24 protein-coding genes are annotated in these 22,291 nt (G+C 40.8%); 16 read left to right on the top strand and 8 right to left on the bottom strand.

Features of this window, described 5'->3' with window-relative positions:
• Positions 1-64: 64 nt before the first annotated feature.
• The gene (suhB, locus tag A923_RS0112130) at positions 65-868 is read right to left on the bottom strand and encodes an inositol-1-monophosphatase (protein WP_017221941.1); all 804 of its coding nucleotides are present in this window, start codon (positions 866-868) and stop codon (positions 65-67) included.
• Between the two features lie 278 nt (positions 869-1,146).
• On the opposite strand from suhB, the gene trmJ reads away from it, so the two are divergent.
• The 10 genes from trmJ (at position 1,147) to pepB (ending at position 9,143) form a co-directional block, all read left to right on the top strand.
• Positions 1,147-1,863, top strand: coding sequence for a tRNA (cytosine(32)/uridine(32)-2'-O)-methyltransferase TrmJ (gene trmJ / locus A923_RS0112135; RefSeq protein ID WP_017221942.1), 717 nt, complete (start codon positions 1,147-1,149; stop codon positions 1,861-1,863).
• Positions 1,864-1,987: 124 nt separating this feature from the next.
• Positions 1,988-2,461 (top strand): Rrf2 family transcriptional regulator, encoded by a 474-nt coding sequence (locus tag A923_RS0112140; RefSeq protein WP_017221943.1) that lies wholly within the window; start codon positions 1,988-1,990, stop codon positions 2,459-2,461.
• Between the two features lie 104 nt (positions 2,462-2,565).
• Positions 2,566-3,780, top strand: a complete 1,215-nt coding sequence (locus A923_RS0112145) for an IscS subfamily cysteine desulfurase (protein ID WP_017221944.1) — start codon at positions 2,566-2,568, stop codon at positions 3,778-3,780.
• 62 nt (positions 3,781-3,842) lie between these two features.
• On the top strand, positions 3,843-4,226 hold the full coding sequence (iscU, locus tag A923_RS0112150) for a Fe-S cluster assembly scaffold IscU (RefSeq protein ID WP_017221945.1): 384 nt from the start codon (positions 3,843-3,845) through the stop codon (positions 4,224-4,226).
• Positions 4,227-4,235: 9 nt separating this feature from the next.
• Positions 4,236-4,559, top strand: coding sequence for an iron-sulfur cluster assembly protein IscA (gene iscA / locus A923_RS0112155; protein WP_017221946.1), 324 nt, complete (start codon positions 4,236-4,238; stop codon positions 4,557-4,559).
• A 69-nt stretch (positions 4,560-4,628) separates the two neighbouring features.
• A complete protein-coding gene (gene hscB, locus A923_RS0112160; RefSeq protein ID WP_017221947.1) occupies positions 4,629-5,147 on the top strand; it encodes a co-chaperone HscB in 519 nt (172 codons plus the stop codon).
• 30 nt (positions 5,148-5,177) lie between these two features.
• A complete protein-coding gene (gene hscA, locus A923_RS0112165; RefSeq protein WP_017221948.1) occupies positions 5,178-7,037 on the top strand; it encodes a Fe-S protein assembly chaperone HscA in 1,860 nt (619 codons plus the stop codon).
• Positions 7,038-7,040: 3 nt separating this feature from the next.
• Complete coding sequence (fdx, locus tag A923_RS0112170) at positions 7,041-7,379, top strand: ISC system 2Fe-2S type ferredoxin (protein WP_017221949.1); 339 nt, start codon at positions 7,041-7,043, stop codon at positions 7,377-7,379.
• Between the two features lie 120 nt (positions 7,380-7,499).
• Positions 7,500-7,697 carry a Fe-S cluster assembly protein IscX gene (gene iscX, locus A923_RS0112175; RefSeq protein WP_017221950.1) on the top strand — a complete coding sequence of 66 codons (198 nt, stop codon included), beginning with the start codon at positions 7,500-7,502 and terminating at the stop codon, positions 7,695-7,697.
• Between the two features lie 147 nt (positions 7,698-7,844).
• Entirely contained in the window at positions 7,845-9,143 is a 1,299-nt protein-coding gene (pepB, locus tag A923_RS0112180; protein WP_017221951.1) for an aminopeptidase PepB, read from the top strand.
• 176 nt (positions 9,144-9,319) lie between these two features.
• On the opposite strand, the gene fadE is transcribed toward pepB, so the two are convergent.
• Positions 9,320-11,836, bottom strand: a complete 2,517-nt coding sequence (fadE, locus tag A923_RS0112185; RefSeq protein WP_017221952.1) for an acyl-CoA dehydrogenase FadE — start codon at positions 11,834-11,836, stop codon at positions 9,320-9,322.
• Between the two features lie 436 nt (positions 11,837-12,272).
• Between fadE and lpcA the strand changes: the two genes are divergently transcribed.
• The gene (gene lpcA, locus A923_RS0112190; protein WP_017221953.1) at positions 12,273-12,863 is read left to right on the top strand and encodes a D-sedoheptulose 7-phosphate isomerase; all 591 of its coding nucleotides are present in this window, start codon (positions 12,273-12,275) and stop codon (positions 12,861-12,863) included.
• A 153-nt stretch (positions 12,864-13,016) separates the two neighbouring features.
• A complete protein-coding gene (locus tag A923_RS0112195) occupies positions 13,017-13,793 on the top strand; it encodes a class II glutamine amidotransferase (protein WP_017221954.1) in 777 nt (258 codons plus the stop codon).
• A 95-nt stretch (positions 13,794-13,888) separates the two neighbouring features.
• On the opposite strand, the gene purN is transcribed toward A923_RS0112195, so the two are convergent.
• Both purN and purM read right to left on the bottom strand, forming a co-directional pair.
• Positions 13,889-14,536 (bottom strand): phosphoribosylglycinamide formyltransferase, encoded by a 648-nt coding sequence (gene purN / locus A923_RS0112200; RefSeq protein WP_017221955.1) that lies wholly within the window; start codon positions 14,534-14,536, stop codon positions 13,889-13,891.
• Entirely contained in the window at positions 14,536-15,576 is a 1,041-nt protein-coding gene (purM, locus tag A923_RS0112205; protein WP_017221956.1) for a phosphoribosylformylglycinamidine cyclo-ligase, read from the bottom strand. The genes purN and purM overlap by 1 nt, the downstream gene beginning before the upstream one ends.
• Positions 15,577-15,798: 222 nt before the next feature.
• On the opposite strand from purM, the gene upp reads away from it, so the two are divergent.
• Entirely contained in the window at positions 15,799-16,425 is a 627-nt protein-coding gene (upp, locus tag A923_RS0112210) for a uracil phosphoribosyltransferase (RefSeq protein WP_017221957.1), read from the top strand.
• 87 nt (positions 16,426-16,512) lie between these two features.
• Here upp and A923_RS0112215 read toward each other — a convergent pair whose 3' ends face one another.
• Positions 16,513-16,629, bottom strand: a complete 117-nt coding sequence (locus A923_RS0112215; RefSeq protein WP_017221958.1) for a hypothetical protein — start codon at positions 16,627-16,629, stop codon at positions 16,513-16,515.
• A 204-nt stretch (positions 16,630-16,833) separates the two neighbouring features.
• Between A923_RS0112215 and A923_RS0112220 the strand changes: the two genes are divergently transcribed.
• The gene (locus tag A923_RS0112220; protein ID WP_017221959.1) at positions 16,834-17,880 is read left to right on the top strand and encodes a DUF2066 domain-containing protein; all 1,047 of its coding nucleotides are present in this window, start codon (positions 16,834-16,836) and stop codon (positions 17,878-17,880) included.
• Positions 17,881-17,977: 97 nt separating this feature from the next.
• Positions 17,978-18,691 (top strand): DnaA inactivator Hda, encoded by a 714-nt coding sequence (hda, locus tag A923_RS0112225; protein ID WP_017221960.1) that lies wholly within the window; start codon positions 17,978-17,980, stop codon positions 18,689-18,691.
• 114 nt (positions 18,692-18,805) lie between these two features.
• On the opposite strand, the gene A923_RS0112230 is transcribed toward hda, so the two are convergent.
• The 3 genes from A923_RS0112230 to bepA all read right to left on the bottom strand — a co-directional run bounded on the left by A923_RS0112230 (position 18,806) and on the right by bepA (position 21,321).
• Positions 18,806-19,390, bottom strand: a complete 585-nt coding sequence (locus A923_RS0112230) for a DUF2069 domain-containing protein (protein WP_017221961.1) — start codon at positions 19,388-19,390, stop codon at positions 18,806-18,808.
• 13 nt (positions 19,391-19,403) lie between these two features.
• A complete protein-coding gene (gene arsC, locus A923_RS0112235) occupies positions 19,404-19,754 on the bottom strand; it encodes an arsenate reductase (glutaredoxin) (protein ID WP_017221962.1) in 351 nt (116 codons plus the stop codon).
• A 94-nt stretch (positions 19,755-19,848) separates the two neighbouring features.
• Positions 19,849-21,321, bottom strand: a complete 1,473-nt coding sequence (bepA, locus tag A923_RS0112240) for a beta-barrel assembly-enhancing protease (protein ID WP_237716213.1) — start codon at positions 21,319-21,321, stop codon at positions 19,849-19,851.
• A 233-nt stretch (positions 21,322-21,554) separates the two neighbouring features.
• Here bepA and A923_RS0112245 point away from each other — a divergent pair, with 233 nt between their 5' ends.
• A complete protein-coding gene (locus tag A923_RS0112245) occupies positions 21,555-22,274 on the top strand; it encodes a YebC/PmpR family DNA-binding transcriptional regulator (RefSeq protein WP_017221964.1) in 720 nt (239 codons plus the stop codon).
• Positions 22,275-22,291: the final 17 nt, after the last annotated feature.

Consider the following 22,291-nt stretch of genomic DNA (forward strand, 5'->3'; position numbering starts at 1 on the left):
ATATCAGTACGGGGCCTTTTTTACTTAGCTATTAAGTAAATAATCTAACGTATGAACGCGACAATTATTTAGTTAAAGATTCAGTCAGGTTAGGACGGATCTTAGCAAGCATATCTTTAAGTACACGTGGTGCTGCTGCAACTGAGTTACCAGACTTGAAGAAGTCATGGCCGCCAGCGAAATCAGTTACGATAGCGCCTGATTCAGTAGCGATTAAGTTACCTGCTGCAGTTTCCCAAGGCTTTTGACCCATGCTCCATAAACCGTCGATACGACCAGCGGCTAGGTAAGCAAGGTTTAGAGCAGGACAACCCGCTGCACGTACATCAGCACATTCAGAGAATAATGCACCGAAGATGTTCATGTAAGTTTCTTGCTGGTGCTTCATGCTGTGTGGGAAGCTAGTTGCTAAAATAGTACCAGCTAATTCTTTAGCAGTACCAGCACGTAAACGGAAACCGTTTAATTGAGCGCCTTTACCACGACAAGCTGAGAATATTTCATCACCGATAGCATCAAAGATAACTGCAACTTCAGCTTTACCTTTAACGTGTAAAGCGATAGAGATAGCGAAGTGTGGAATACCTTTAATAAAGTTAGCATTACCGTTTAGTGGGTCAATGATCCACTGGTAATCTGTGTCTGCACCAGTAGTAGCACCGCTTTCTTTTGCGATGATAGTATGCTCTGGGTAGGCTCTTTTAATCGTAGCGATAATAGCTGCTTCAGCTTCTTTTTCTACGTTAGTCACAAAATCGTTTGTGCCTTTTTGCTCTACTTTAGTCTTGCTTGGATCACCATAAGCTTTTACGATTACACTGCCTGCGTCACGCGCAGCACGGATCGCTATTGTTAGCATCGGATGCATACTATTACCACCAAATTTTTGAAAGAACGGGATTTAGGGCGCGGAGTATACCCAACTTAACGAAAAAATCCAAAGTAAATTTCATAACTTTTTATACCGTGTTTTTATTCTTAGTATATTTTTACGTTTTCACCACGGCTTATTGCATCCGCTATAGGTTAATTGTGATAGAATTCGCGACCAGTAAATTAACAATTCCAATAATAGTCTAATCCTTGCTTTAAACGACCTGTTTAAATAGCGTGTTTGACTGTTATGCATCTTTTTAGGTATTAATTATGTTAGCAAACGTAAAAGTTGTATTAGTCGGTACATCTCATCCAGGTAATATTGGTTCAGCTGCGCGCGCAATGAAAACCATGGGTTTAACACAGTTGGTGTTAGTTGCGCCGTTATGTGAAATTGATGAAAAGTCAGTGGCACTAGCTGCCGGTGCTGCAGACGTATTAAAAAATGCAACTATCGTCGATACCTTAGAAGAAGCGGTAGAAAACTGTGGTTTAGTGATCGGTACGAGTGCGCGATCACGTACGCTGCAATGGCCAATGCTAGATTCACGTGAAGCCGGTTTAAAACTCATTGAAGAAGTGCCTAATTATCCAGTAGCCCTAGTATTTGGTCGTGAGCGTATCGGTTTGACCAATGAAGAGTTACAAAAATGTACTTATCATGTGTGTGTTTCTGCTAATCCTGAATACAGCTCATTAAACTTAGCGATGGCAGTGCAGATTTTGACATACGAAACCCGTATGGCTTACCTTGCGACTAACGTGTATCCAGAACAAGATAATCCGTATCCAAAGCAAGCTGAACTGGAAATGTTCCATACTCACCTTGAAGAAACACTTTGGGATAGCGGCTTTATTAACAAAGCACACCCAGGTGTAGTGATGAATCGCTTACGTCGATTATTTACCCGTGCGCGCCCTGAAGCCGTTGAACTCAATATCTTACGTGGCGCACTCGTGTCTATTCAGCGTAATTTAAAAAAATAGTCTGATCTTGTCATTGGACTTTTAGTCGCGTCGTTATAATACCCGAGTAAATTAGTCAGGTATATACTTGACCATTTTAGTCGGGTATGTAATCATAACCCTAAATAACAGTTTAGAGGTTGCTATGCGATTGACATCGAAAGGGCGTTACGCCGTTACAGCTATGATTGATCTTGCATTGCATGCAGAACTTAAACCTGTACCACTAGCAGAGATATCCGAACGACAAAGTATTTCATTGTCGTATTTGGAACAGTTATTCTCTCGATTACGTCGAAAGAAACTGGTAGCAAGTGCGAGAGGACCTGGTGGCGGCTATAAATTAGGCATGTTACCTGGGCTTATTTCTGTTGGCATGATCATTGATGCAGTTGATGAAAATGTAAAAGCGACCAAGTGTGATTCATCTGGTGGCTGCAATGACGGGAAACGCTGTTTGACTCACTCTCTTTGGGATGATTTAAGTGAGCGAATTAGTGATTTTCTTGATAATATATCGCTTGCCGATCTGATGACAAACAATGAGATAAAGCAGATCGTCAACGAACAAGATAATGACCGTAAAATGTTAAATAAGATTGATATCAATATTATTTAACATTGGTTTAAAAATGGTTTAAAAAACACAATCGAATTATAATTATAATTATAAGATATAAACACCGTTAGCAGTTTAACCGTGTTGTATGGAGCAATGACTAGATGAAAAAACCTATTTATTTGGATTATTCTGCCACTACGCCTGTAGACCCACGTGTAGCAGAAAAAATGATGCAGTGTCTAACTATGGACGGCATCTTTGGTAACCCTGCGTCTCGTTCACACCGTTTCGGTTGGCAGGCAGAAGAAGCAGTAGACATTGCTCGTAATCAAATTGCTGATTTAGTAAATGCAGACCCACGTGAAGTTGTTATTACGTCGGGTGCAACTGAATCAAATAATCTTGCGATTAAAGGTGCTGCGCATTTTTATCACAAGAAAGGCAAGCACATTATTACAAGTAAAATTGAGCATAAAGCTGTGCTTGATACTTGTCGTCAACTTGAGCGTGAAGGTTTCGAAGTAACGTATTTAGACCCGACTTCTGAAGGTCTAATTACCGTTGAAATTCTTGAAGCTGCAATCCGTGAAGATACAACTGTTGTAAGTATCATGCACGTGAACAACGAAATCGGTGCGATTAATGATATCGCTGCATTGGGTGAACTTTGTCGTTCTAAGAAAGTTTTATTCCATGTAGATGCTGCGCAAAGTGCGGGCAAACTACCAATCGATTTCTCTGAATTGAAAGTTGATATGTTATCAGTATCGGCACATAAAATTTATGGCCCTAAAGGTATTGGTGCATTATACGTGCAACGTAAACCGCGTATCCGCTTAGAAGCGCAGATGCACGGTGGCGGTCATGAACGTGGCATGCGTAGTGGTACACTTGCAACTCACCAAATAGTGGGTATGGGTGAAGCATTCCGTATCGCTAAAGAAGAAATGCAACAAGATACAGATCATGCAGAAGCATTGCGTAAACGTTTCTGGGCTGGCATTGCAGATATCGAAGAAGTATATCTAAATGGTCACGCAGAACAACGTCTAGTTAGTAACTTGAACGTAAGCTTCAACTTTGTTGAAGGTGAGTCATTGATGATGGCACTAAAAGACCTTGCGGTTTCTTCTGGTTCAGCTTGTACATCTGCAAGTTTAGAACCGTCTTATGTACTACGTGCATTAGGCCTAAACGATGAAATGGCGCACAGCTCAATTCGTTTCTCATTCGGTCGTTTTACGACGATAGAAGAAGTGGATTACGCAACCAGCATCATTAAAGAAAACATCAGTAAATTACGTGACATGTCTCCTTTGTGGGAAATGTTTAAAGATGGTATCGATTTAAGCACTATCGAGTGGGATCACCACTAAGAAGTACTAATCGTTACCCTTTGTTTCACGCACATTTATATTCAGTTTGAAGGAGTTATATCATGGCTTATAGCGAAAAAGTAATCGACCATTATGAAAACCCACGTAACGTAGGTTCATTTGATAAAAATGATCCATCTATTGCAACTGGTATGGTTGGCGCACCAGCTTGTGGTGACGTAATGAAGTTACAACTTAAGATTAATGAAGACGGCATTATTGAAGATGCTAAATTCAAAACTTACGGTTGTGGTTCAGCAATCGCATCAAGCTCACTTGTTACCGAATGGGTAAAAGGCAAGACTATTGAGCAAGCTGGCGAAATCACCAATACTACAATTGCAGAAGAGCTAGAATTACCACCAGTGAAAATTCACTGTTCAATTCTTGCTGAAGATGCAATTAAAGCTGCAATTGATGATTACAAAAAGAAAAAAGAGTCTTAGGAGCTAAACATGGCTGTTACCTTATCTGACTCTGCTGCTGCTCGCGTAGCTAATTACCTTGAAAAACGTGGTGCAGGTGCCGGCCTACGTCTAGGTGTTAAAACATCTGGTTGCTCTGGCCTTGCTTATATCCTTGAGTTTGTTGACACTATTGATGAAAGCGATGAAGTTTTTGTTGAGAAAGGTGTCACCGTTATCATCGATAAAAAAAGCTACGTTTATCTTGATGGAATCGAATTAGATTTCGTTAAAGAAGGGCTGAATGAAGGGTTTGAATTTAACAATCCCAACATGAAAGGCGAATGCGGCTGCGGTGAAAGCTTTAGCGTGTAATATTGATATGCCCAAATAACCTCGTTATTTGGGTTTTGTTTATTTAATCTATCCATGAAAGGTCGTCAGATGAACCATTTTGAGCTGTTTGGTTTACCCGTTAATTTTGAACTAGATAGTGCCAGTTTAGCAACAACATATCGAGAACTACAACGCACACTACACCCCGATAAGTTTGCTAACGGTAGTGAACGAGAACGTTTATTAGCCGTGCAAAAATCATCTCAAGTCAATGATGCTTATTCAACGCTTAAGTCACCAATCCAACGTGCAGAATATATCCTTGCCGTTTGTCATGAAGATATTCGTGGCGAGCAACAAACCCTACAAGACCCAATGTTCCTGATGCAACAAATGGAACAGCACGAGCGTCTTGAAGATATTCCGCATGCTGCAGATCCTGAACAAGAAATTGCAGACTTCGATGATGAGTTAAGCTTATCCATCAAACAGTACCTGCAAGAATTTAGTCAATTGGTCAGTATTGAGCATTATCATGACGCGGCGAATGTAGTGCGCAAATTAAAGTTTGTTTATAAACTGCAGACACAATTAAGTACACTTGAAGATAGTTTACTTGATTACTAATCAAATAATTTAAATTTAAGAACCTAAAACATGGCATTACTTCAAATTGCTGAACCGGGTCAATCGGCAGCACCTCATGAGCATAAACTTGCAGTCGGTATCGATTTGGGTACGACTAATTCATTAGTGGCGAGTGTCCGTAGTGGCAGCGCTAAAACATTAGTGGATAATACTGGACGAGATATTCTACCGTCAGTGGTTCGTTATACTGCTGATTCAATTGTGGTTGGTGAAGATGCTGCGCAACAAGCAGTAACCGATCCTGAGAATACCATTTCTTCAGTAAAGCGTTTGATGGGTAAATCATTTTCAGACATTGATACTGCGCGTATTCCCAATGTACTTGTTGAATCAGCATCTGGCCAACCGTTAATTAAGACGGTCGCGGGTGAACTGAATCCAGTACAAGTTTCTGCAGAAATACTAAAAGCATTAGCAGCGCGTGCAACCGAGTCTTTGGCTGGTGAACTTAACGGTGTGGTTATTACTGTTCCTGCTTACTTTGATGATGCACAACGTCAAGGTACTAAAGACGCCGCAAATATAGCGGGTTTAAATGTATTACGTTTATTAAACGAACCTACGGCAGCTGCGATTGCCTATGGTTTAGATGCGGGTCAAGAAGGCGTTATTGCTGTTTATGATCTGGGTGGCGGTACTTTCGATATCTCTGTATTACGTCTCAATAAAGGCGTATTCGAAGTACTTGCAACAGGCGGTGATTCTGCACTGGGTGGTGATGATTTTGATCACCTTGTTGTAGATTGGATCACTACTGAAGCTGGTCTTGTAGGTGAGCAATCATTAGCAATGCAACGCCTGTTATTAATTCAAGCAAAACAAGCAAAACAAGCACTGACTGATAGTGACACTGTTGATATCACGCTGGCATTAGAGACTGTTAATTGGCAGGGTTCATTAAGCCGAGCAACGTTTGATGAGCTTATTCAGCCATTAGTTAAGCGTACTTTATTGGCTTGTCGTCGTTCGTTAAAAGATGCCGATATCAGTAAAGACGAAGTACTTGAAGTCGTCATGGTTGGCGGCTCTACAAGAGTACCGTTAGTGCGTGAAAAAGTCGGTGAATTCTTTGCTCAGCAGCCGCTAACAAGCATTAACCCAGATAAGGTTGTTGCGATTGGCGCTGCTATTCAAGCTGACGTATTAGTCGGTAACAAACCAGATTCAGAACTGTTATTATTAGATGTCACACCCTTGTCATTGGGTCTTGAAACGATGGGTAACCTCGTTGAAAAAGTGATCCCACGTAATACCACTATACCTGTGGCACGTGCGCAAGAGTTTACCACTTTTAAAGATGGTCAAACGGCGATGACAATCCATGTGTTGCAAGGCGAACGTGAACTGGTGAGTGATTGCCGTTCATTAGCACGTTTCTCGTTAACTGGTATTCCACCAATGGCGGCTGGTGCTGCGCACATTCGTGTGACGTTCCAAGTTGACGCTGATGGTTTATTAAGTGTCTCTGCGATGGAAAAATCATCGGGCGTCTCTGCTTCTATCCAAGTTAAACCATCGTATGGTTTAGGTGATGATGAAGTAGCAAACATGCTTAAAGATTCAATGACGTATGCGCAAGAAGATGTGACTGCGCGTATGCTAGCAGAACAACAGCTAGAAGCCGATCGTGTAATGGAAAGCCTCATTGTAGCCTTACAGCAAGACGGTAAAACCTTGTTGTCAGATGCAGAGCAAACAGCCATTGAAAACGCGATCCAAATTCTTTATAAGATCCGTCAAGGTGACGATAGAGATGCGATTGAAAAAGAAATTAAAACAGTCGATAAATTAACACAAGATTTTGCTGCTCGTCGTATGGATGCATCAATCCGTAAAGCGTTGCAGGGTCAGTCGGTAGATAAGGTCTAAGAAATGCCAAAAGTTATATTTTTACCTCATGAAGAACTATGCCCAGAAGGTCTCTCTGTAGAGGTTGAGAAAGGTGAAACGATCCTTGATATTGCACTTCGCAATAAAATCATCATTGAACATGCTTGTGAGAAATCATGTGCATGTACTACTTGTCATGTGATCGTACGTGAAGGCTTTGATTCATTAGAAGAAAGTGATGAACTTGAAGATGACATGTTAGATAAAGCATGGGGTCTTGAACCAGATTCTCGTTTAGGTTGCCAAGCAGCTGTAGCGGACAAAGATCTTGTTGTTGAGATCCCTAAGTATACGCTGAATATGGTTTCTGAAAGCCATTAATCAGCGATTGGTTTGCTGTATGATTTTGCACTTAAAGGCCGCGCATAAATAGCCTAAGACAACTAAACTGAAAGTAACAATATGTTAGTAATAACTGAATGTTACTTTTAGAGAGGTCTTATGGCATTAGCATGGTCGGATAGTAGAGATATTGCAATCGAACTTTTCGAACAATATCCGGAGCAAGATCCAGAGCAAGTCAGGTTCACCGATTTACGCAAGATGATTATAGAACTAGACGATTTTACCGATGATCCAAATCATTGCGGTGAACGCGTACTTGAAGCCGTCATGCTTGCTTGGATTGATGAATATTAATTGTTAATAACTAATACTGAATAAGCCCATCGTTAGCATTATGCTGATTATGGGCTTTTTTTTGTGCTTTAACTTGTTAATATGAAATCTAAAGTAAGTGGTATGTTCCATAAAATACTGCAAACACGTCTAAATAAAGGATATTAAATGAAGGATTTCATGAGCGTTGAGTTAACGTTAACTCCCGCTGACAGCTTCTGGGGCAAGAATGCATTAGTGAGTTTTAATGCCGGTGTTGCATCAATCCATTTGGTTGATCTTGGTGCAGACAGTGCATTACAAGTGCAGCGTGCTGCACGTAAGTTATCGAATCAAGGTATCGCTAAAGTAATCTTGCAAGGCGCGTTATGGAATACGGAATTACGTATTGCCTTTGACCAAGGTTATTACACCGCCAAAGAAACACAACAAGCCTGCTTCGGTTTAGACTCCGCGACTAGTACTGAAAAGAAAGCGTTCACCGATTTTCAAAAAGCCAGCCATTGGGTACGTAAAACCATTAATACTGATGCTGAAGAAATGTATCCTGTTAAGCTAGCGCAAAGTGCGGTAGACCTGTTATTACAACTTGCGCCAGAGTCGATCAGCTATAAAATAATTGCTGGTGAAGAATTATTAACCCATGGTTTTACCGGTATTCATACTGTCGGTCGTGGCAGTCAGCATCCGCCAGCGATGTTACAACTGGACTTCAATCCAAGTGGTGATGCCGATGCGCCAGTCGCGACAGCACTCGTGGGCAAGGGTATTACCTTTGACTCGGGCGGTTACAGCATTAAACCTTCTGATGGTATGGCTGTAATGAAGAGTGATATGGGCGGCGCTGCGACATTGACTGGCGCATTAGCATTAGCAATCAGCCAAGGGTTAAACCAGCGCGTACAGTTATTCTTATGCTGCGCAGAAAACATGATCAGCAGTAATGCCTTTAAACTTGGCGATATCATTACCTACAAAAATGATATCACTGTAGAAGTGCTTAATACCGATGCTGAAGGCCGCTTGGTTTTAGCCGATGGTTTACTTGCAGCGGAAGAGAACGCGCCACAACGTTTGATTGACGCAGCGACACTGACGGGTGCAGCTAAGATGGCGCTTGGTCGTGATTATAATGCACTGTTTGGTTTTGATCAGGACTTTGTTAATTCAGTATTAGCAAATGCCAAAGCCGAAAACGAATTTGCGTGGCAACTGCCTTTAGAAAAATGGCATCAACAACAATTACCATCAAGCTTTGCTGATATGGCGAACATCCATGCGGGTGAAGGTCGTGCAGGGGCATCTACTGCAGCGGCATTCTTATCACGCTTTGTACGCGAAGATGGCAAGGGTTGGTTACATTTAGATTTAGCGGGTTGTTATCAAAAAGCAGCTAATGATTTATGGGCTGTCGGCGCGAAAGGCCACGGTATCCGTACTTTAGCTAAAACGTTACTGGATGCTTAAGTAAGACGCTTAAACCAGGCACTCAACTATATTATTTCAAATAGACGACTTAAATTATTACCGTTTCTATTTCTATAGTTATAAAAGTGTCGAATAAAAAAATGCCACTGTCATCTATGATAACAGTGGCATTTTTGTAGCTAGCGACTAATCGCTAGCTGTTATGCAATAAACCGTTAAGCAACAGCTTCAGTTTTTGCTTTGTTTTTCTTTGCTGGTTTAGCTGTGCCATTTGCACGTGCACGCCAGTCAGCATTTAGTTGATTAACTAATGTCTTATCGGCAGCAAGGTCAATTGGATCAAAGTCATCAACGTTAATCGTACGTAGACGACCTTCCTCAGCAACTTTCAGTAACTCAGCTTCATCAGCCGTGATTTGCTTGTTAGCAAGTGCGATATCAGCAAACTTATCCAGGTAGATAAATGCTTGTTTAACACCATTCTCTTTACAAACACGGATGAAGATAGGGTCAGCAACAATGATGTCTCGCAAGGCTTTCTCTTGTAGACCGACAGGGTTACCTTCTTCTTCAGTAAGGTACATATCTGTTGCTAGACGGCTACGCGCTTCCGAAGGAACTTGTAGCAAAGCGGCAACAACATGGTCTAACTTGTCAGTTGGACGTGATAGACGTTTACCTGCAGGCAATACCATTGCACGTAGTGCGATACCAACAGCACGAACAGGGAAGTTACGTAGTAACTCATCAATTGCGTGCTCAGCTTGATATAGCGAGTCTTGTAGTGCCCAATGCACAAATGGTAAGTCATCTTTTTGACGACCTTCATCTTCAAAACGTTTTAGCGTTGCAGACGATAGATATAGTTGACTTAAGATATCACCTAAACGAGCAGAAACACGTTCTTTACGTTTAAGATCACCACCAAGTACACCCATCGAAACATCAGATAGGAATGCTAAGTTAGCACTTAAACGGTTCATTTGTTGATAGTACTGTGCCGTCTCATCTTTAAATGGTGCAGCAGAACCTTTACCATTTGTAATACCCATTACAAATGAACGGAAGAAGTTAGACATTGCAAAACCAACATGACCAAATAATGCGGCATCGAAGTCTTGTAGACCTTTCTTATGGTCGCTAAGTGCTGCAGCAGTCAATTCTGGTAATACGAACGGATGACAACGGATTGCACCTTGACCATAAATGATCAGGTTACGCGTAAGAATGTTTGCACCTTCTACCGTAATTGCAACTGGCGCCGCTTGATAGCTACGACCTGCCATGTTGTTTGGACCAAGACAAATACCTTTACCACCTGAGATGTCCATCGCATCGATTGCGCATTTTTGTGCACGGTCAGTTAAATGCATTTTTACAATCGCAGTAATTACTGACGGTTTTTCACCTAAATCAATCGCACTTGTTGTTAGTGTTGATGCTGCGCCCATCAGGTAAGCATTACCACCAATACGTGCGAGCGGCTCTTCGATACCTTCCATTTTACCAATCGCAAGTTTAAATTGACGACGAATAGCAGCATAAGAACCCATGCCTAGCGCGGCTAACTTAACGGCACCTGCAGAACAAGAAGGCAGGGTAATACCACGACCAACAGACAGGCATTCAACGAGCATGCTCCAGCCTTTACCTGCCATCGCAGGACCACCAATGATATAATCTAATGGTACAAATACTTCGTTACCTATAGTTGGACCATTTTGGAACGGTAAGTTAAGCGGGAAGTGACGACGACCGGTTTCTACACCTGGGATATCCGTCGGGATAAGCGCACAAGTAATACCGATGTCTTCTTTATCACCCAATAGACCATCTGGATCACGCAGTTTAATTGCGAGACCAAGTACTGTCGCAACTGGTGCTAAAGTAATATAACGCTTGTTCCAAGTCAGTTTCATACCCAGAACTTCTTTACCTTCAAATTCACCTTTACAGACGATACCGAAATCAGGAATACCACCTGCATCAGAACCAGCTTCAGGGCTTGTTAGTGCGAAACATGGAATTTCATCACCAATAGCTAAACGAGGAAGGTAGTAATCTTGTTGCTCTTTAGTACCATAGTGTTGTAGTAATTCACCAGGTCCTAATGAATTAGGTACACCAACTGTGCTCGCCATAACAGCGCTTGAGCCAGTTAATTTTTGCAGTACCATTGATTGTGCTAATGCTGAAAATTCTAGACCACCGTATTTTTTCTTGATGATCATAGCGAAGAAACCCTTAGTTTTAAGGAATTCCCACAACTCAGGAGGTAAGTCTGCGCGTTTATGAGTGATATCAAATTCATCAGCCATACGACATGCTTCTTCAACTGGACCGTCTAGAAAAGCACGTTCTTCAGCACTTAAAGCTGGCGCAGGTACCTTGTGTAGTTTTTCCCAATTTGGCTTACCGCTGAATAAATCAGCATCCCACCAAGTGGTACCGGCTTCTAATGCTTCAGTCTCTGTTTGAGACATTTCCGGCATTATTTTACGGAAACCTTTTAAGATTGGCGTTGTTAGATAGCCTTGACGAATACTCGTAATATTTAACGGTATCGCAATGACAGCGGTTATGATCCAAATAGCTAATGGCACATCACCGAAATATGAAACGGCTGCAAGTGCAATAAAAAATGCACCAGTAAAGGCAGCTAATGATGCTCTTTGGTAAGATAATGTACCAAATATTGCCACTAAGGCTAATAGTGAGATTGTGGTTGCCATGATTTTCTCCTTTCATTAAGCAACTAAATAGCAAAGTCAGAGGTCAGACCAGAACGCTGGTTTGAGTATTAGTTCTAGTTGATAATTATTAAATTAGCAAGTTTTTTACATCTAATTTACATAGTATTTATAGAACCTGTAGTTAAACGCTTGTTTTTAACCTATTGGGTTTACAAGTGTTCACCGATAATAGCGTTATTGAATTGCTAATTTAATTGCCTATTTACTTTTATTTTAGGTCAGTTCGGCCAAGAAATAGCACTCTAATTTACTCACTAATGGGTATTTAGTGGCTGTTAACTAAGCATTTTTTAATGCCTTAAGCTTATTTTTGGTTATGCTTAACCTTTTATTTATATGGGTGATACAGCTACATTATTTTGTGAAATAATAGTACTATTATACCCATACATTTTAGGCATAGAGGCGATAACAAATGACAAATTATCAAGGCTTAATTCAGCAAGAATTAGCCGAAGCTGCACAAGTTTTAAATGACTTTTTAGCCGATTCAAAAAACGCTGAAAACATCGAAGCTGCTGCCGCGTTATTAGCTGATTCATTTAAAGCGGGTGGTAAAGTATTATCTTGCGGTAATGGTGGCTCGCATTGCGATGCGATGCATTTTGCTGAAGAACTATCTGGTCGCTATCGTGAAAATCGTCCTGCAATGCCTGGTATTGCTATTTCTGACGTGAGTCATATGTCTTGCGTGAGTAATGACTTTGGTTATGAATATGTGTTTTCACGTTATGTTGAAGGTATTGGCCAGCAAGGGGATGTATTACTTGGTTTAAGCACCAGTGGTAATTCACAAAATGTATTAAATGCGTTTGCGGCAGCAAAAGCCAAAGGCATGAAAACGATTGCATTAACCGGTAAAGATGGCGGCAAAATGGCTGGGATCGCTGATATTGAAATTCGAGTGCCACATTTTGGTTATGCTGACCGTATTCAAGAGATCCACATTAAAGTGATTCATTTACTGATTCAGTTAGTCGAAAAAATGATGGGTTATGCTGATTAATCTAGGCCTTTTGGCTATATGTTATTGCACAAAATTACGTAATATCGTGTCATTTACCATAGACAGTTGCTTAGCAATAAGTAGAATAAAGAGATGAAATGAGTTTAGCCTTTGGGTTAATGTTGTAAGCCATAAAAGTGAAGTTATCAGTATATGTGTGAATTATTAGGTATGAGTGCAAATGTACCTACCGACATTTGTTTTAGTTTTTCTGGGCTGATGCAGCGTGGGGGTAAGACTGGACCACATTCTGATGGTTGGGGAATTACTTTTTATGAAGGCAAGGGGTGCCGGACTTTTCGTGATCCTAAGCCAAGTTGCGAATCAAAAGTCGCGCAATTAGTGAAAAACTATCCGATTAAAAGCCAAGCGGTTATTTCGCATATTCGTCAAGCTAATCGTGGTGGTGTTGCATTAGAAAATACCCATCCTTTTACCCGCGAATTTTGGGGTAAAAACTGGACCTATGCCCATAATGGTCAGTTAACTGATTATCAAGGTTTAGCGACGGGGTTTTATACACCGATTGGTGAAACGGATAGTGAATTAGCATTTTGTTGGATTTTGCAGGAAGTAGCTAAAAAATTCCCGAGTAAACCTGCTGATATGAAAGCTGTATTCCGTTTTATTGCTAGCTTATGCGATCAGCTTAGAGCATTAGGTGTGTTTAATTTATTGTTAACCGATGGCGATTTTGTATTTGCCTACTGTACCAATAATTTGCATCATATTATTCGCGAAGCGCCGTTTGGCCATGCGCAGTTGATTGATGAAAACATTGAGATTAACTTTGAGACTGAAACATCAGATTCAGATGTGGTTGCTATTATTGCCACTCAGCCGCTGACGGATAATGAAGTTTGGCACAAAATGCAGCCAGGTGAATTTTGTGTATTTTGTCGTGGTACTATTCTGTTGACGAATATTTAATTATTAACACATAGTTAATAATTAAAGCCTATAAAAAAAGCCTTTATGCAGTTATGCGATAAAGGCTTTTTATTATCTAGGCTTAATGAATTTGCTTAGTCCGTAGCGTAACCGCTTTGTGCTAATGCTTTACCATCAAGTACGGCTTTACCGTCGATCATCGCTAAACGTTCAGCGCAGAACCATTGTATAACCATCGGGTAGATCATATGTTCTTGAGTATGCACTCGTGAACTTAATTCCTCTACATCATCGTCAGTAAATACAGGTACTTTTGCTTGCAAGATAACTGGACCGGCATCTAACTCTGGCGTAACAAAGTGCACTGAAGCACCGTGTTCTTCATCGCTATTATCAATTGCACGTTGATGTGTATCTAAACCTGGATATTTAGGCAATAGAGAAGGATGTATATTCAGCATCTTGCCAGCATAATGCTGGACAAAGCTATCACTCAAAATACGCATATAGCCTGCTAACACAATAAGATCGGGTTGGTATTGATCTATTTGTGTCATTAGCTCCGCATCAAACGCGGTACGGTCAGCAAAATCACCTTGAGCCAGTGATATTGCGTCGATACCTGCTTGTTGTGCTCGCTCTAAGCCATAAGCTGTACTTTTGTTACTAAAAACAGCGGTTACTTTACCGTTAATAGAACCTTGTTCGCACTGGTCTAGAATGGTTTGTAAATTACTGCCATTACCAGAAACTAATACTACGATAGATGCTTGTTTAGACATTATTTTATCTCTACTTGTTCTTCATTTTCTGCAGCGTCTGCAATTTCACCGATTAGCCACGCATTTTCGCCGTGTTCAGTGAATATTTCCAGTGCTTTTTCAACTTGAGATGCTGGTAGCGCAATAACCATACCAACACCACAGTTAAACGTACGATACATCTCTGTACGTTCAACGTTACCTTTCTCTTGTAACCAGTTGAAAATTTCAGGCCACTGCCAGCTACTTTCATCTACGACAGCTTTAGTTAGTGCTGGTAGTACACGTGGGATATTTTCCCAGAAACCACCACCAGTAATGTGTGATAAAGCGTGAACTTCACACTCTTTCAACACAGCTAGCACAGATTTAACATAGATGTTAGTTGGCGTTAGCAGAGTATCGCCTAACGTTGAATCACCGAACGCTTGGCTTGGATCTTCTTTTGATACTTCAAGGATCTTACGGACTAAAGAATAGCCGTTTGAGTGAGGGCCACTCGATCCTAAAGCAATCAGTTTGTCACCCGCAGCAACTTTAGTACCGTCGATGATGTTTTCTTTGTCTACAATGCCAACACAGAAGCCAGCAATGTCAAAATCTTTTCCGTCGTACATACCTGGCATTTCAGCGGTTTCACCACCTGTTAATGCACAACCAGATAGTAAACAACCTTCGCCGATACCGGTAACAACAGCTGTAGCTACATCTACATCTAGCTTGCCTGTTGCATAGTAATCTAAGAAGAATAGTGGTTCAGCACCTTGTACAATAAGGTCATTCACACACATAGCAACTAAATCGATACCTACCGTATCATATTTAGCTAAATCGATAGCGAGGCGTAGTTTCGTTCCTACACCGTCTGTTCCTGCGACCAACACTGGTTCTTTATAACCAGTAGGTAATTGGCAAAGAGCGCCGAAGCCACCTAGACCACCCATAACTTCTGGGCGTTTAGTTTTTTTCGCTACACCTTTAATGCGTTCTACTAATGCATTACCTGCGTCGATATCAACGCCTGCATCTTTATAACTTAGAGAAGTATTTTGGTTGCTCACTGGATCCCTCACAAACTAATCGTATCAATTGGATTAAAAAATCGCCGCCATGTTAACAACTTTACTCACAGAATAGAAACAATATTATAGCTTGTTTGACCTGCTAATAGATTTTATTCTTAACTCAGGCTTTTCCTTGGAATAAGCTATCATTATAGTGCCATTATTGGTAATATTGCGCGTTTTTATATCGTAGTTACTTTGATTTTATTAGGAGATTCCATGAAAGTTGTTGAAGTTAAACATCCTTTAGTACGTCATAAATTGGGTTTAATGCGCGCTGCTGATATCAGCACTAAACGTTTTCGTGAACTTGCAACAGAAGTGGGTAGCCTACTTACTTATGAAGCAACGGCTGATTTAGAATTAGAACAGAAGACTATTGAAGGTTGGAATGGCGATGTTACCGTTGATCAAATCAAAGGTAAAAAAGTAACAGTTGTGCCAATTCTGCGTGCTGGTTTAGGCATGATGGATGGTGTGTTAGAACATATGCCAAGTGCACGTGTAAGTGTTGTTGGTATTTACCGTGATGAAGAAACGCTAGAAGCGATTCCTTATTTCGAAAAAATCGTTCACAGCATTGATGAACGTTTAGCGATTGTTGTTGATCCGATGTTAGCAACAGGCGGTTCTATGATCGCAACATTAGACCTGTTAGTAGCTAAAGGTTGTAAGCACATTAAAGTCCTTGTACTTGTTGCTGCACCTGAAGGTCTAAAAGCGTTAGAAGAAGCACATCCAAATATCGAGCTTTACACTGCATCTATTGACGAACGTTTAGATGAGAAAGGTTATATCGTTCCAGGTCTTGGTGACGCTGGCGATAAGATCTTCGGTACTAAATAAGTACAGTAATAAGATACTTAATTTATTGAATTGAGTAATGCAGACATCAGTTACCTTGATGTCTGCTTTTTTATTTGCTTTTGTCTTTTAATCAACTTGATTCCCCACTAAATATCCGCCCCACAGCAACAGCACATTTAGCACATAGATCTCTTCAATATTGATATTAAAGTATCGATCATTCTCATTTTGTTTATTATCCATAGATATCATCCCTTCATTTTAATCTAACTCCTTGATACTTTAGTATGGTCACTGTTTCCTTATCTCGCTAATTAGCTAATGCGATAGAATATGTTTGGACATAGCCACTGGTTTGGTTATTATTTGAGGTCTATTAATTATGCTGGCTATGTTATTATCGAAATCATCAATTTGAGTCATCACGTTACTGTTAAAAAGGATCGTATGAAGCGTTTATTTCCTGTTTTATTATCACTGTTATCTCTTCTTCCCTTAACCACGCAGGCGGTTGAGGTTGAGCAACTTTATTCAGCATCAGTTATAGCGGTTGATAATAAGTCTAACCGTGATTTACAAAAAGTGGCTTTTGCCGAAGTACTGGTTAAAGTTTCTGGTAATGCCACAATAGCGGCGGATCCGGTAATCAAAAAAGCATTGCTCAATGCCCGTGAGTATTTAGTCAAGCAAGCAGAAGAACATGTTGATGGCGAACGCTATTTACAAACTAGCTTTAATGCCAAAAAAGTAGATCGTTTATTGCGTGGCAGTGAATTTGGCGTGTGGAGTCAGAATCGTCCACAGCAAATTGTCTGGCTAGTGGTTGATGAAGATTTTAACCGCAGCGTTAGAGGCGAGACTGATACTGATTATGCTGAATTTATTGATGCGATTAAAGCGCAAGCCAATAAACGCGCGATCCCGGTTTTATTCCCGGTGATGGATCTTGATGATCAATTGCAAGTCAGCAGTAGCGATTTGTGGGGACAGTTTACAGATCCAGTCGAACTTGCTTCAGCCCGCTATGCTGCAGATAATTATATTATTGCTAAGATCATTAAGCAGAATGATGATTATAAATTAACGTGGAGCATGTATGGCCGTCGTAATAGCAATCAAGCATTCGAGGTTTGGTTAACTGGCCAAGGTCAAGGCGAGCTAGCTAACATAGGTACTGCGCTGACAGATAGCTTAGCTAATCACTTAGCTGAACGTTATAGCGTAAAAGCATCCGGTAACAATGAAGTGGTGTATTTAAATGTCGATGCTGTTACTAGTATTGCTGATTATGCCAAGTTGATTGAAATGTTTTCTGAATTATCCGCGGTCGCGCAAGTTGATCTTGAAGCTGTATCAGGATCAAGTATGCAATTAAAATTGGTATTACTTGGTACGCAGCAAGATCTATTGATGGAACTGTCGTTAGATCAACGGATCAAAAGTAGTAAAAATGTGTTTGATGACGTTAATTTTCAGTGGAACGCGATAAATTAAGCAATTTTACATTGTGTTTTTTTACTAGTCGTTCTCTATCGGCCATTGAGGTGCTACAATGGCCACACTAATCTTATGATTGTATGAAAGGGTGATATTGAACACTCCAGCACAACTTTCTTTACCAGTCCAATTGCCCGATGGTGAAACTTTCGCGAGTTTTTATCCCGGTGCTAATGTCCAGTTACTCACAGCGTTAAAAAATGCTGCTGTAGGCGACGGTGATCCATTTATTTATCTATTTGGTAACCGAAGTTCGGGCACCTCTCATTTACTTCATGCTACCTGCACTGAGTGTACTGACGCTCAGCGATCCGCGGCTTATTTACCGATGGAAATGGCGGCGATGATGTCTCCATCAGTACTCGATGGCATGGAGCATCTGGATATTGTCTGTATTGATAATATTGAATTGATCGCCGGGATCCGCGAGTGGGAAGTGGCGTTATTCAACTTTTATAATCGCTGGCTCGATAATCATGATCAAGAAAATCCAGGCTCTCTGATTGTCACCGGTAATAGCGCTGCGCGACATTTAGGGATTGAATTACCAGATCTGCTATCGCGATTAGATTGGGGCGTGAGTTACCAATTACAGTTACTTGATGATGATGGTAAGTTGGCCGCTCTGCAACTCCGAGCTGAGTTTAGAGGATTAAAGCTACCTGTTGATGTCGGTCGTTTTCTGTTAAACCGCTCATCACGCGATATGCAAACCCTTATTTCAACCTTAGATCGTTTAGACAATGCGTCAATTAGTGCACAACGTCGACTCACGATCCCATTTGTAAAAGAAACACTTTCTCTATAAATCGAATCTAATTCAATACAATACAATCAAAAAAGGGCATAGTATCGTCGATACTATGCCCTTTTTATTTACGCTAATAATGACAACATTTATGTTGTTGCCCAGCGTATTTTCTTAACCGTTATCTTTATCTCGGTGTGCTTCTTCACGCTCTTTTTCTTCAGCCATTACGACTTTTAATTTATCAAGACCTAGGCCTAATTCTTTGCCTTGCATCCGCGCATAAATACCATTACCAAACAGCATACAGTTGGCTAAGGCAAACTCTAGGACCGCAAGATAACGCTCATCAGGATCTGTATACATGATGGTTAATGAATGCATGTAATAAATCATCACCACAAAGTTACTCCAAGCTGCCGTATAAGGTTTGCCTTTGATCAATCCATAGAAGGGAAATAATAACGGCAAGATCCAAATGAAGGCTTTGGCTAATGGGTTTGACTCGTGCGCAGCTTGGCGCTCTAGCCATTTTTGTTTTTCAGCTTCGACTTGTGGTAATAGCTCAGGATTAACGTCTGCCATTGCGGTCAGTTCAGCGAGTGCTTTCGACTGCGTATGATCTTGTACTGTTTCTGGTATTAACCACAGTTGCCATACAAACATTAGAATGATGAGGCCGAAATAACCGAATAACCCTAAGGCACGGTACTGTGAAATTCTTTTTTGAGTGTCAGATGAACTTTGAATCGTTTGCATTATTTGCTCATAGTTAGAGTATTGCTAAAACATTTTCTGGAGGACGACCAATTGCAGCTTTACCGTTTGCTAGCACTATTGGGCGCTCGATTAATTTAGGTGTTGTGATCATTGCGGCAATCAATTCATCCGTAGACAAGCTTTCATTATCTAACCCAAGGGCTTTGTATTCAGCTTCTTTAATACGCATTAATTGACGTGGTGCGATTGCTAATAGAGTTAGGATCTCTTGTAATTGTGCTACCGATGGTGGTGTCTCGAGGTATTTTATTATGTTTGGTGTTACCCCTTGCGCTTCTAGTAGAGCAAGCGTTTGACGGCTTTTAGAGCAACGCGGATTGTGATAAATAGTTATATTAGTCATGCTTGGTCTATTCCTTAAAACAAGTCTTAAAACAGATCTTAAAACAAATGGGGAGCTATAGAGTCTGCATTTTGCCTTGTTTCCAGCCCTTTGGCTAGTTTTGCAATGCTTGCATCTCTTGCTTTTCTAACTCAATTTGTTCCATGTGCGCATCAATACGAGCGATATCGGCCGAGCTTGTTGCCATTGTTCGTGCAGATTGCAGCGCGTTAAGGGCTTTTGGATAATTAGCTCTGAGCTGTGCGAGATTGGCGCGTTGTACATACATTTTGACGCTATCATCGGTTTGACTCAGTAAATCAATATAAATACTTAACGCAATTATATCCGTCTCATTATGACGTAAATAATCTCGAATGAGTTTTTTTGCCGGTTCATACTGCATTGCTTGCTGCAATGCCACTGTTAAATTGATGGTGGTCACGGGGTTATTGGAATATCTATTATTGGCCTTTTGTAATCGAGCGATGGCTTCGTCATTGTTTTTGAGTGCTAAGTCGATATCGGTAAGGGTATCAAGATAAAACAGATTGTTTGGCTGGGTTTTCGCTAATTCGACAACAATTTTCTTTGCTTCTGCATTTTTGTTTAATTGTACTAATGCCAAGGCTTGGCCGTAGCGTGCGGCATCTTTTAATTTGAATGTTTTGGTTTTAAGCTGATCTTGAAAGAATTGTAGTGCTTGTTTAGGTTTTAAGACGCCATAACGGACTTGAATACGGGCTTTTGCTAATTGATAATCGAGGCTAGGTGGATAGTAGCTATTTGGGTACAGCGCAGCTCTATCGCGTGCTTCGGTAATACGGGTCGTTGGTAATGGGTGAGTGATCAACATTTGTGGTGGCGTTGAACTAAAACGATATTGCGCGGATAATTTACCAAAGAATGTCGACATAGCAGCAGGATCATAACCTGCATTCGCCATGACCTGAATACCAATACGGTCTGCTTCAAATTCATTGGCACGGGTATAGTTAATCGCTGATTGAGCGTTAATGGCCACGGTGGTCTGTAACATCGCAATACCAGCAACTGGATTAGCGATACCTAATAAGACTGCGCCAATTAAACCTGCCACGGTCAATTGGCTATTGCCTGCTTGTGCTTCTAAACTACGCGCAAGGTGGCGCTGAGTAATATGTGAGATCTCATGAGCAATAACCGATGCAAATTCAGATTCGTTATCAGCATACAAAAATAACCCTGTGTGGACTTTGACATAACCACCCAGAAAAGCCGCTGCATTGATTTCATCATCTTTGATCAGAAAAAAATTAAACGGGAAACGCACTGAATCGGTTTGGCTGATCAGTTTAGCACCCAACTCGGCAATGTACTCTTGTAACACTGGATCGCTGACCATTGGAAAAGACCCACGTGCTACTTTGATAAAAGCCGCGCCGTATTGGCGTTCTTGCTCGATAGATAAAGCGGTAACGCCAGCTGTACCGATTTCCGGAAGCTTATTAGTCGCTTGCACTGAGCTTATTAAACCCAATGCGCCGACAAATAATGCGGTACTGGTTACACGCAATATTTTTTTGAGATACATTCTTTTTAAATACAAGTGGCGACCTATGGATGAAAACTAAGTAAATCTAGTTAACATAGTAGAACATATTATTAACTGATAACAATGACAAATAGTCAGACTGCCTATAATAGGTAAAGTTCATAGGCCAGTTTGGTTAATTTTTGTTGATAACAGATAAGATATTTACGCTTTTGTGGAAAAAATGGTGCTAATCCTGTTAAAATCGACCAGTATTTATTTCAAATTTAAAATGAGAGTGAATTAAGATGGGCAGAGCATTCCAAAACCGTAAATTATCGATGGCTAAAACAGCTGGCATGAAAACTAAGATCTACTCTAAATATGGTAAAGAGATCTATGTATGCGCAAAAACGGGTGGTGGTGACCCTGACCACAACTTAAGCCTTCGCCGCATCATTGAAAAAGCGAAAAAAGATCAAGTACCTACTCATGTTATTGACCGTGCTATCGAAAAAGCAGCTGGCGCTGGCGGTGAAGATTATGTACGTGCAAGTTATGAAGGCTTTGGCCCTGGTAACAGCATGGTTATCGTTGAGTGTCTAACGGATAACGGTAAACGTACTTTCACTGATGTTCGTCAAGCATTCGTTAAGAATGGCGCGAAATTGGGTGCGCAAGGTTCTGTATCGCACATGTTTGATCATCAAGCAGTATTTGAATTCAAATTTGATGACGAAGATGCAGTATTAGAAGCATTGATGGAAGCTGAAGTTGATGTTGCTGATGTAGAGAATGAAGACGGTACGATTACTGTTTATGTTCCACATACTGAATTCTTCAAAACTAAAGTTGCATTGTCAGAAGCATTTCCGGCTATTGAATTTGATGCAGAAGACATCACATTCCTACCGCAAATTGAAACTGAAGTTGTTGGTGATGACGCAGAAATGTTCGAACGTTTTCTTGCAGCACTAAACGACAGTGATGACGTACAAGAGATTTACCACAATGCGATCGTTGCTTAATTAATCGTTAAGTTAAT

It is taken from the genome of Moritella dasanensis ArB 0140, assembly GCF_000276805.1.
Taxonomy (GTDB): Bacteria; Pseudomonadota; Gammaproteobacteria; order Enterobacterales; family Moritellaceae; genus Moritella; species Moritella dasanensis.

What these genes read in the sequence shown, in the direction of transcription:
- suhB (WP_017221941.1), bottom strand. Translation starts at nt 868, where the DNA reads ATGCATCCGATGCTAACAATAGCGATCCGTGCTGCGCGTGACGCAGGC.
- trmJ (WP_017221942.1), top strand. Translation starts at nt 1,147, where the DNA reads ATGTTAGCAAACGTAAAAGTTGTATTAGTCGGTACATCTCATCCAGGT.
- A923_RS0112140 (WP_017221943.1), top strand. Translation starts at nt 1,988, where the DNA reads ATGCGATTGACATCGAAAGGGCGTTACGCCGTTACAGCTATGATTGAT.
- A923_RS0112145 (WP_017221944.1), top strand. Translation starts at nt 2,566, where the DNA reads ATGAAAAAACCTATTTATTTGGATTATTCTGCCACTACGCCTGTAGAC.
- iscU (WP_017221945.1), top strand. Translation starts at nt 3,843, where the DNA reads ATGGCTTATAGCGAAAAAGTAATCGACCATTATGAAAACCCACGTAAC.
- iscA (WP_017221946.1), top strand. Translation starts at nt 4,236, where the DNA reads ATGGCTGTTACCTTATCTGACTCTGCTGCTGCTCGCGTAGCTAATTAC.
- hscB (WP_017221947.1), top strand. Translation starts at nt 4,629, where the DNA reads ATGAACCATTTTGAGCTGTTTGGTTTACCCGTTAATTTTGAACTAGAT.
- hscA (WP_017221948.1), top strand. Translation starts at nt 5,178, where the DNA reads ATGGCATTACTTCAAATTGCTGAACCGGGTCAATCGGCAGCACCTCAT.
- fdx (WP_017221949.1), top strand. Translation starts at nt 7,041, where the DNA reads ATGCCAAAAGTTATATTTTTACCTCATGAAGAACTATGCCCAGAAGGT.
- iscX (WP_017221950.1), top strand. Translation starts at nt 7,500, where the DNA reads ATGGCATTAGCATGGTCGGATAGTAGAGATATTGCAATCGAACTTTTC.
- pepB (WP_017221951.1), top strand. Translation starts at nt 7,845, where the DNA reads ATGAAGGATTTCATGAGCGTTGAGTTAACGTTAACTCCCGCTGACAGC.
- fadE (WP_017221952.1), bottom strand. Translation starts at nt 11,836, where the DNA reads ATGGCAACCACAATCTCACTATTAGCCTTAGTGGCAATATTTGGTACA.
- lpcA (WP_017221953.1), top strand. Translation starts at nt 12,273, where the DNA reads ATGACAAATTATCAAGGCTTAATTCAGCAAGAATTAGCCGAAGCTGCA.
- A923_RS0112195 (WP_017221954.1), top strand. Translation starts at nt 13,017, where the DNA reads ATGTGTGAATTATTAGGTATGAGTGCAAATGTACCTACCGACATTTGT.
- purN (WP_017221955.1), bottom strand. Translation starts at nt 14,536, where the DNA reads ATGTCTAAACAAGCATCTATCGTAGTATTAGTTTCTGGTAATGGCAGT.
- upp (WP_017221957.1), top strand. Translation starts at nt 15,799, where the DNA reads ATGAAAGTTGTTGAAGTTAAACATCCTTTAGTACGTCATAAATTGGGT.
- A923_RS0112215 (WP_017221958.1), bottom strand. Translation starts at nt 16,629, where the DNA reads ATGGATAATAAACAAAATGAGAATGATCGATACTTTAATATCAATATT.
- A923_RS0112220 (WP_017221959.1), top strand. Translation starts at nt 16,834, where the DNA reads ATGAAGCGTTTATTTCCTGTTTTATTATCACTGTTATCTCTTCTTCCC.
- A923_RS0112230 (WP_017221961.1), bottom strand. Translation starts at nt 19,390, where the DNA reads ATGCAAACGATTCAAAGTTCATCTGACACTCAAAAAAGAATTTCACAG.
- arsC (WP_017221962.1), bottom strand. Translation starts at nt 19,754, where the DNA reads ATGACTAATATAACTATTTATCACAATCCGCGTTGCTCTAAAAGCCGT.
- A923_RS0112245 (WP_017221964.1), top strand. Translation starts at nt 21,555, where the DNA reads ATGGGCAGAGCATTCCAAAACCGTAAATTATCGATGGCTAAAACAGCT.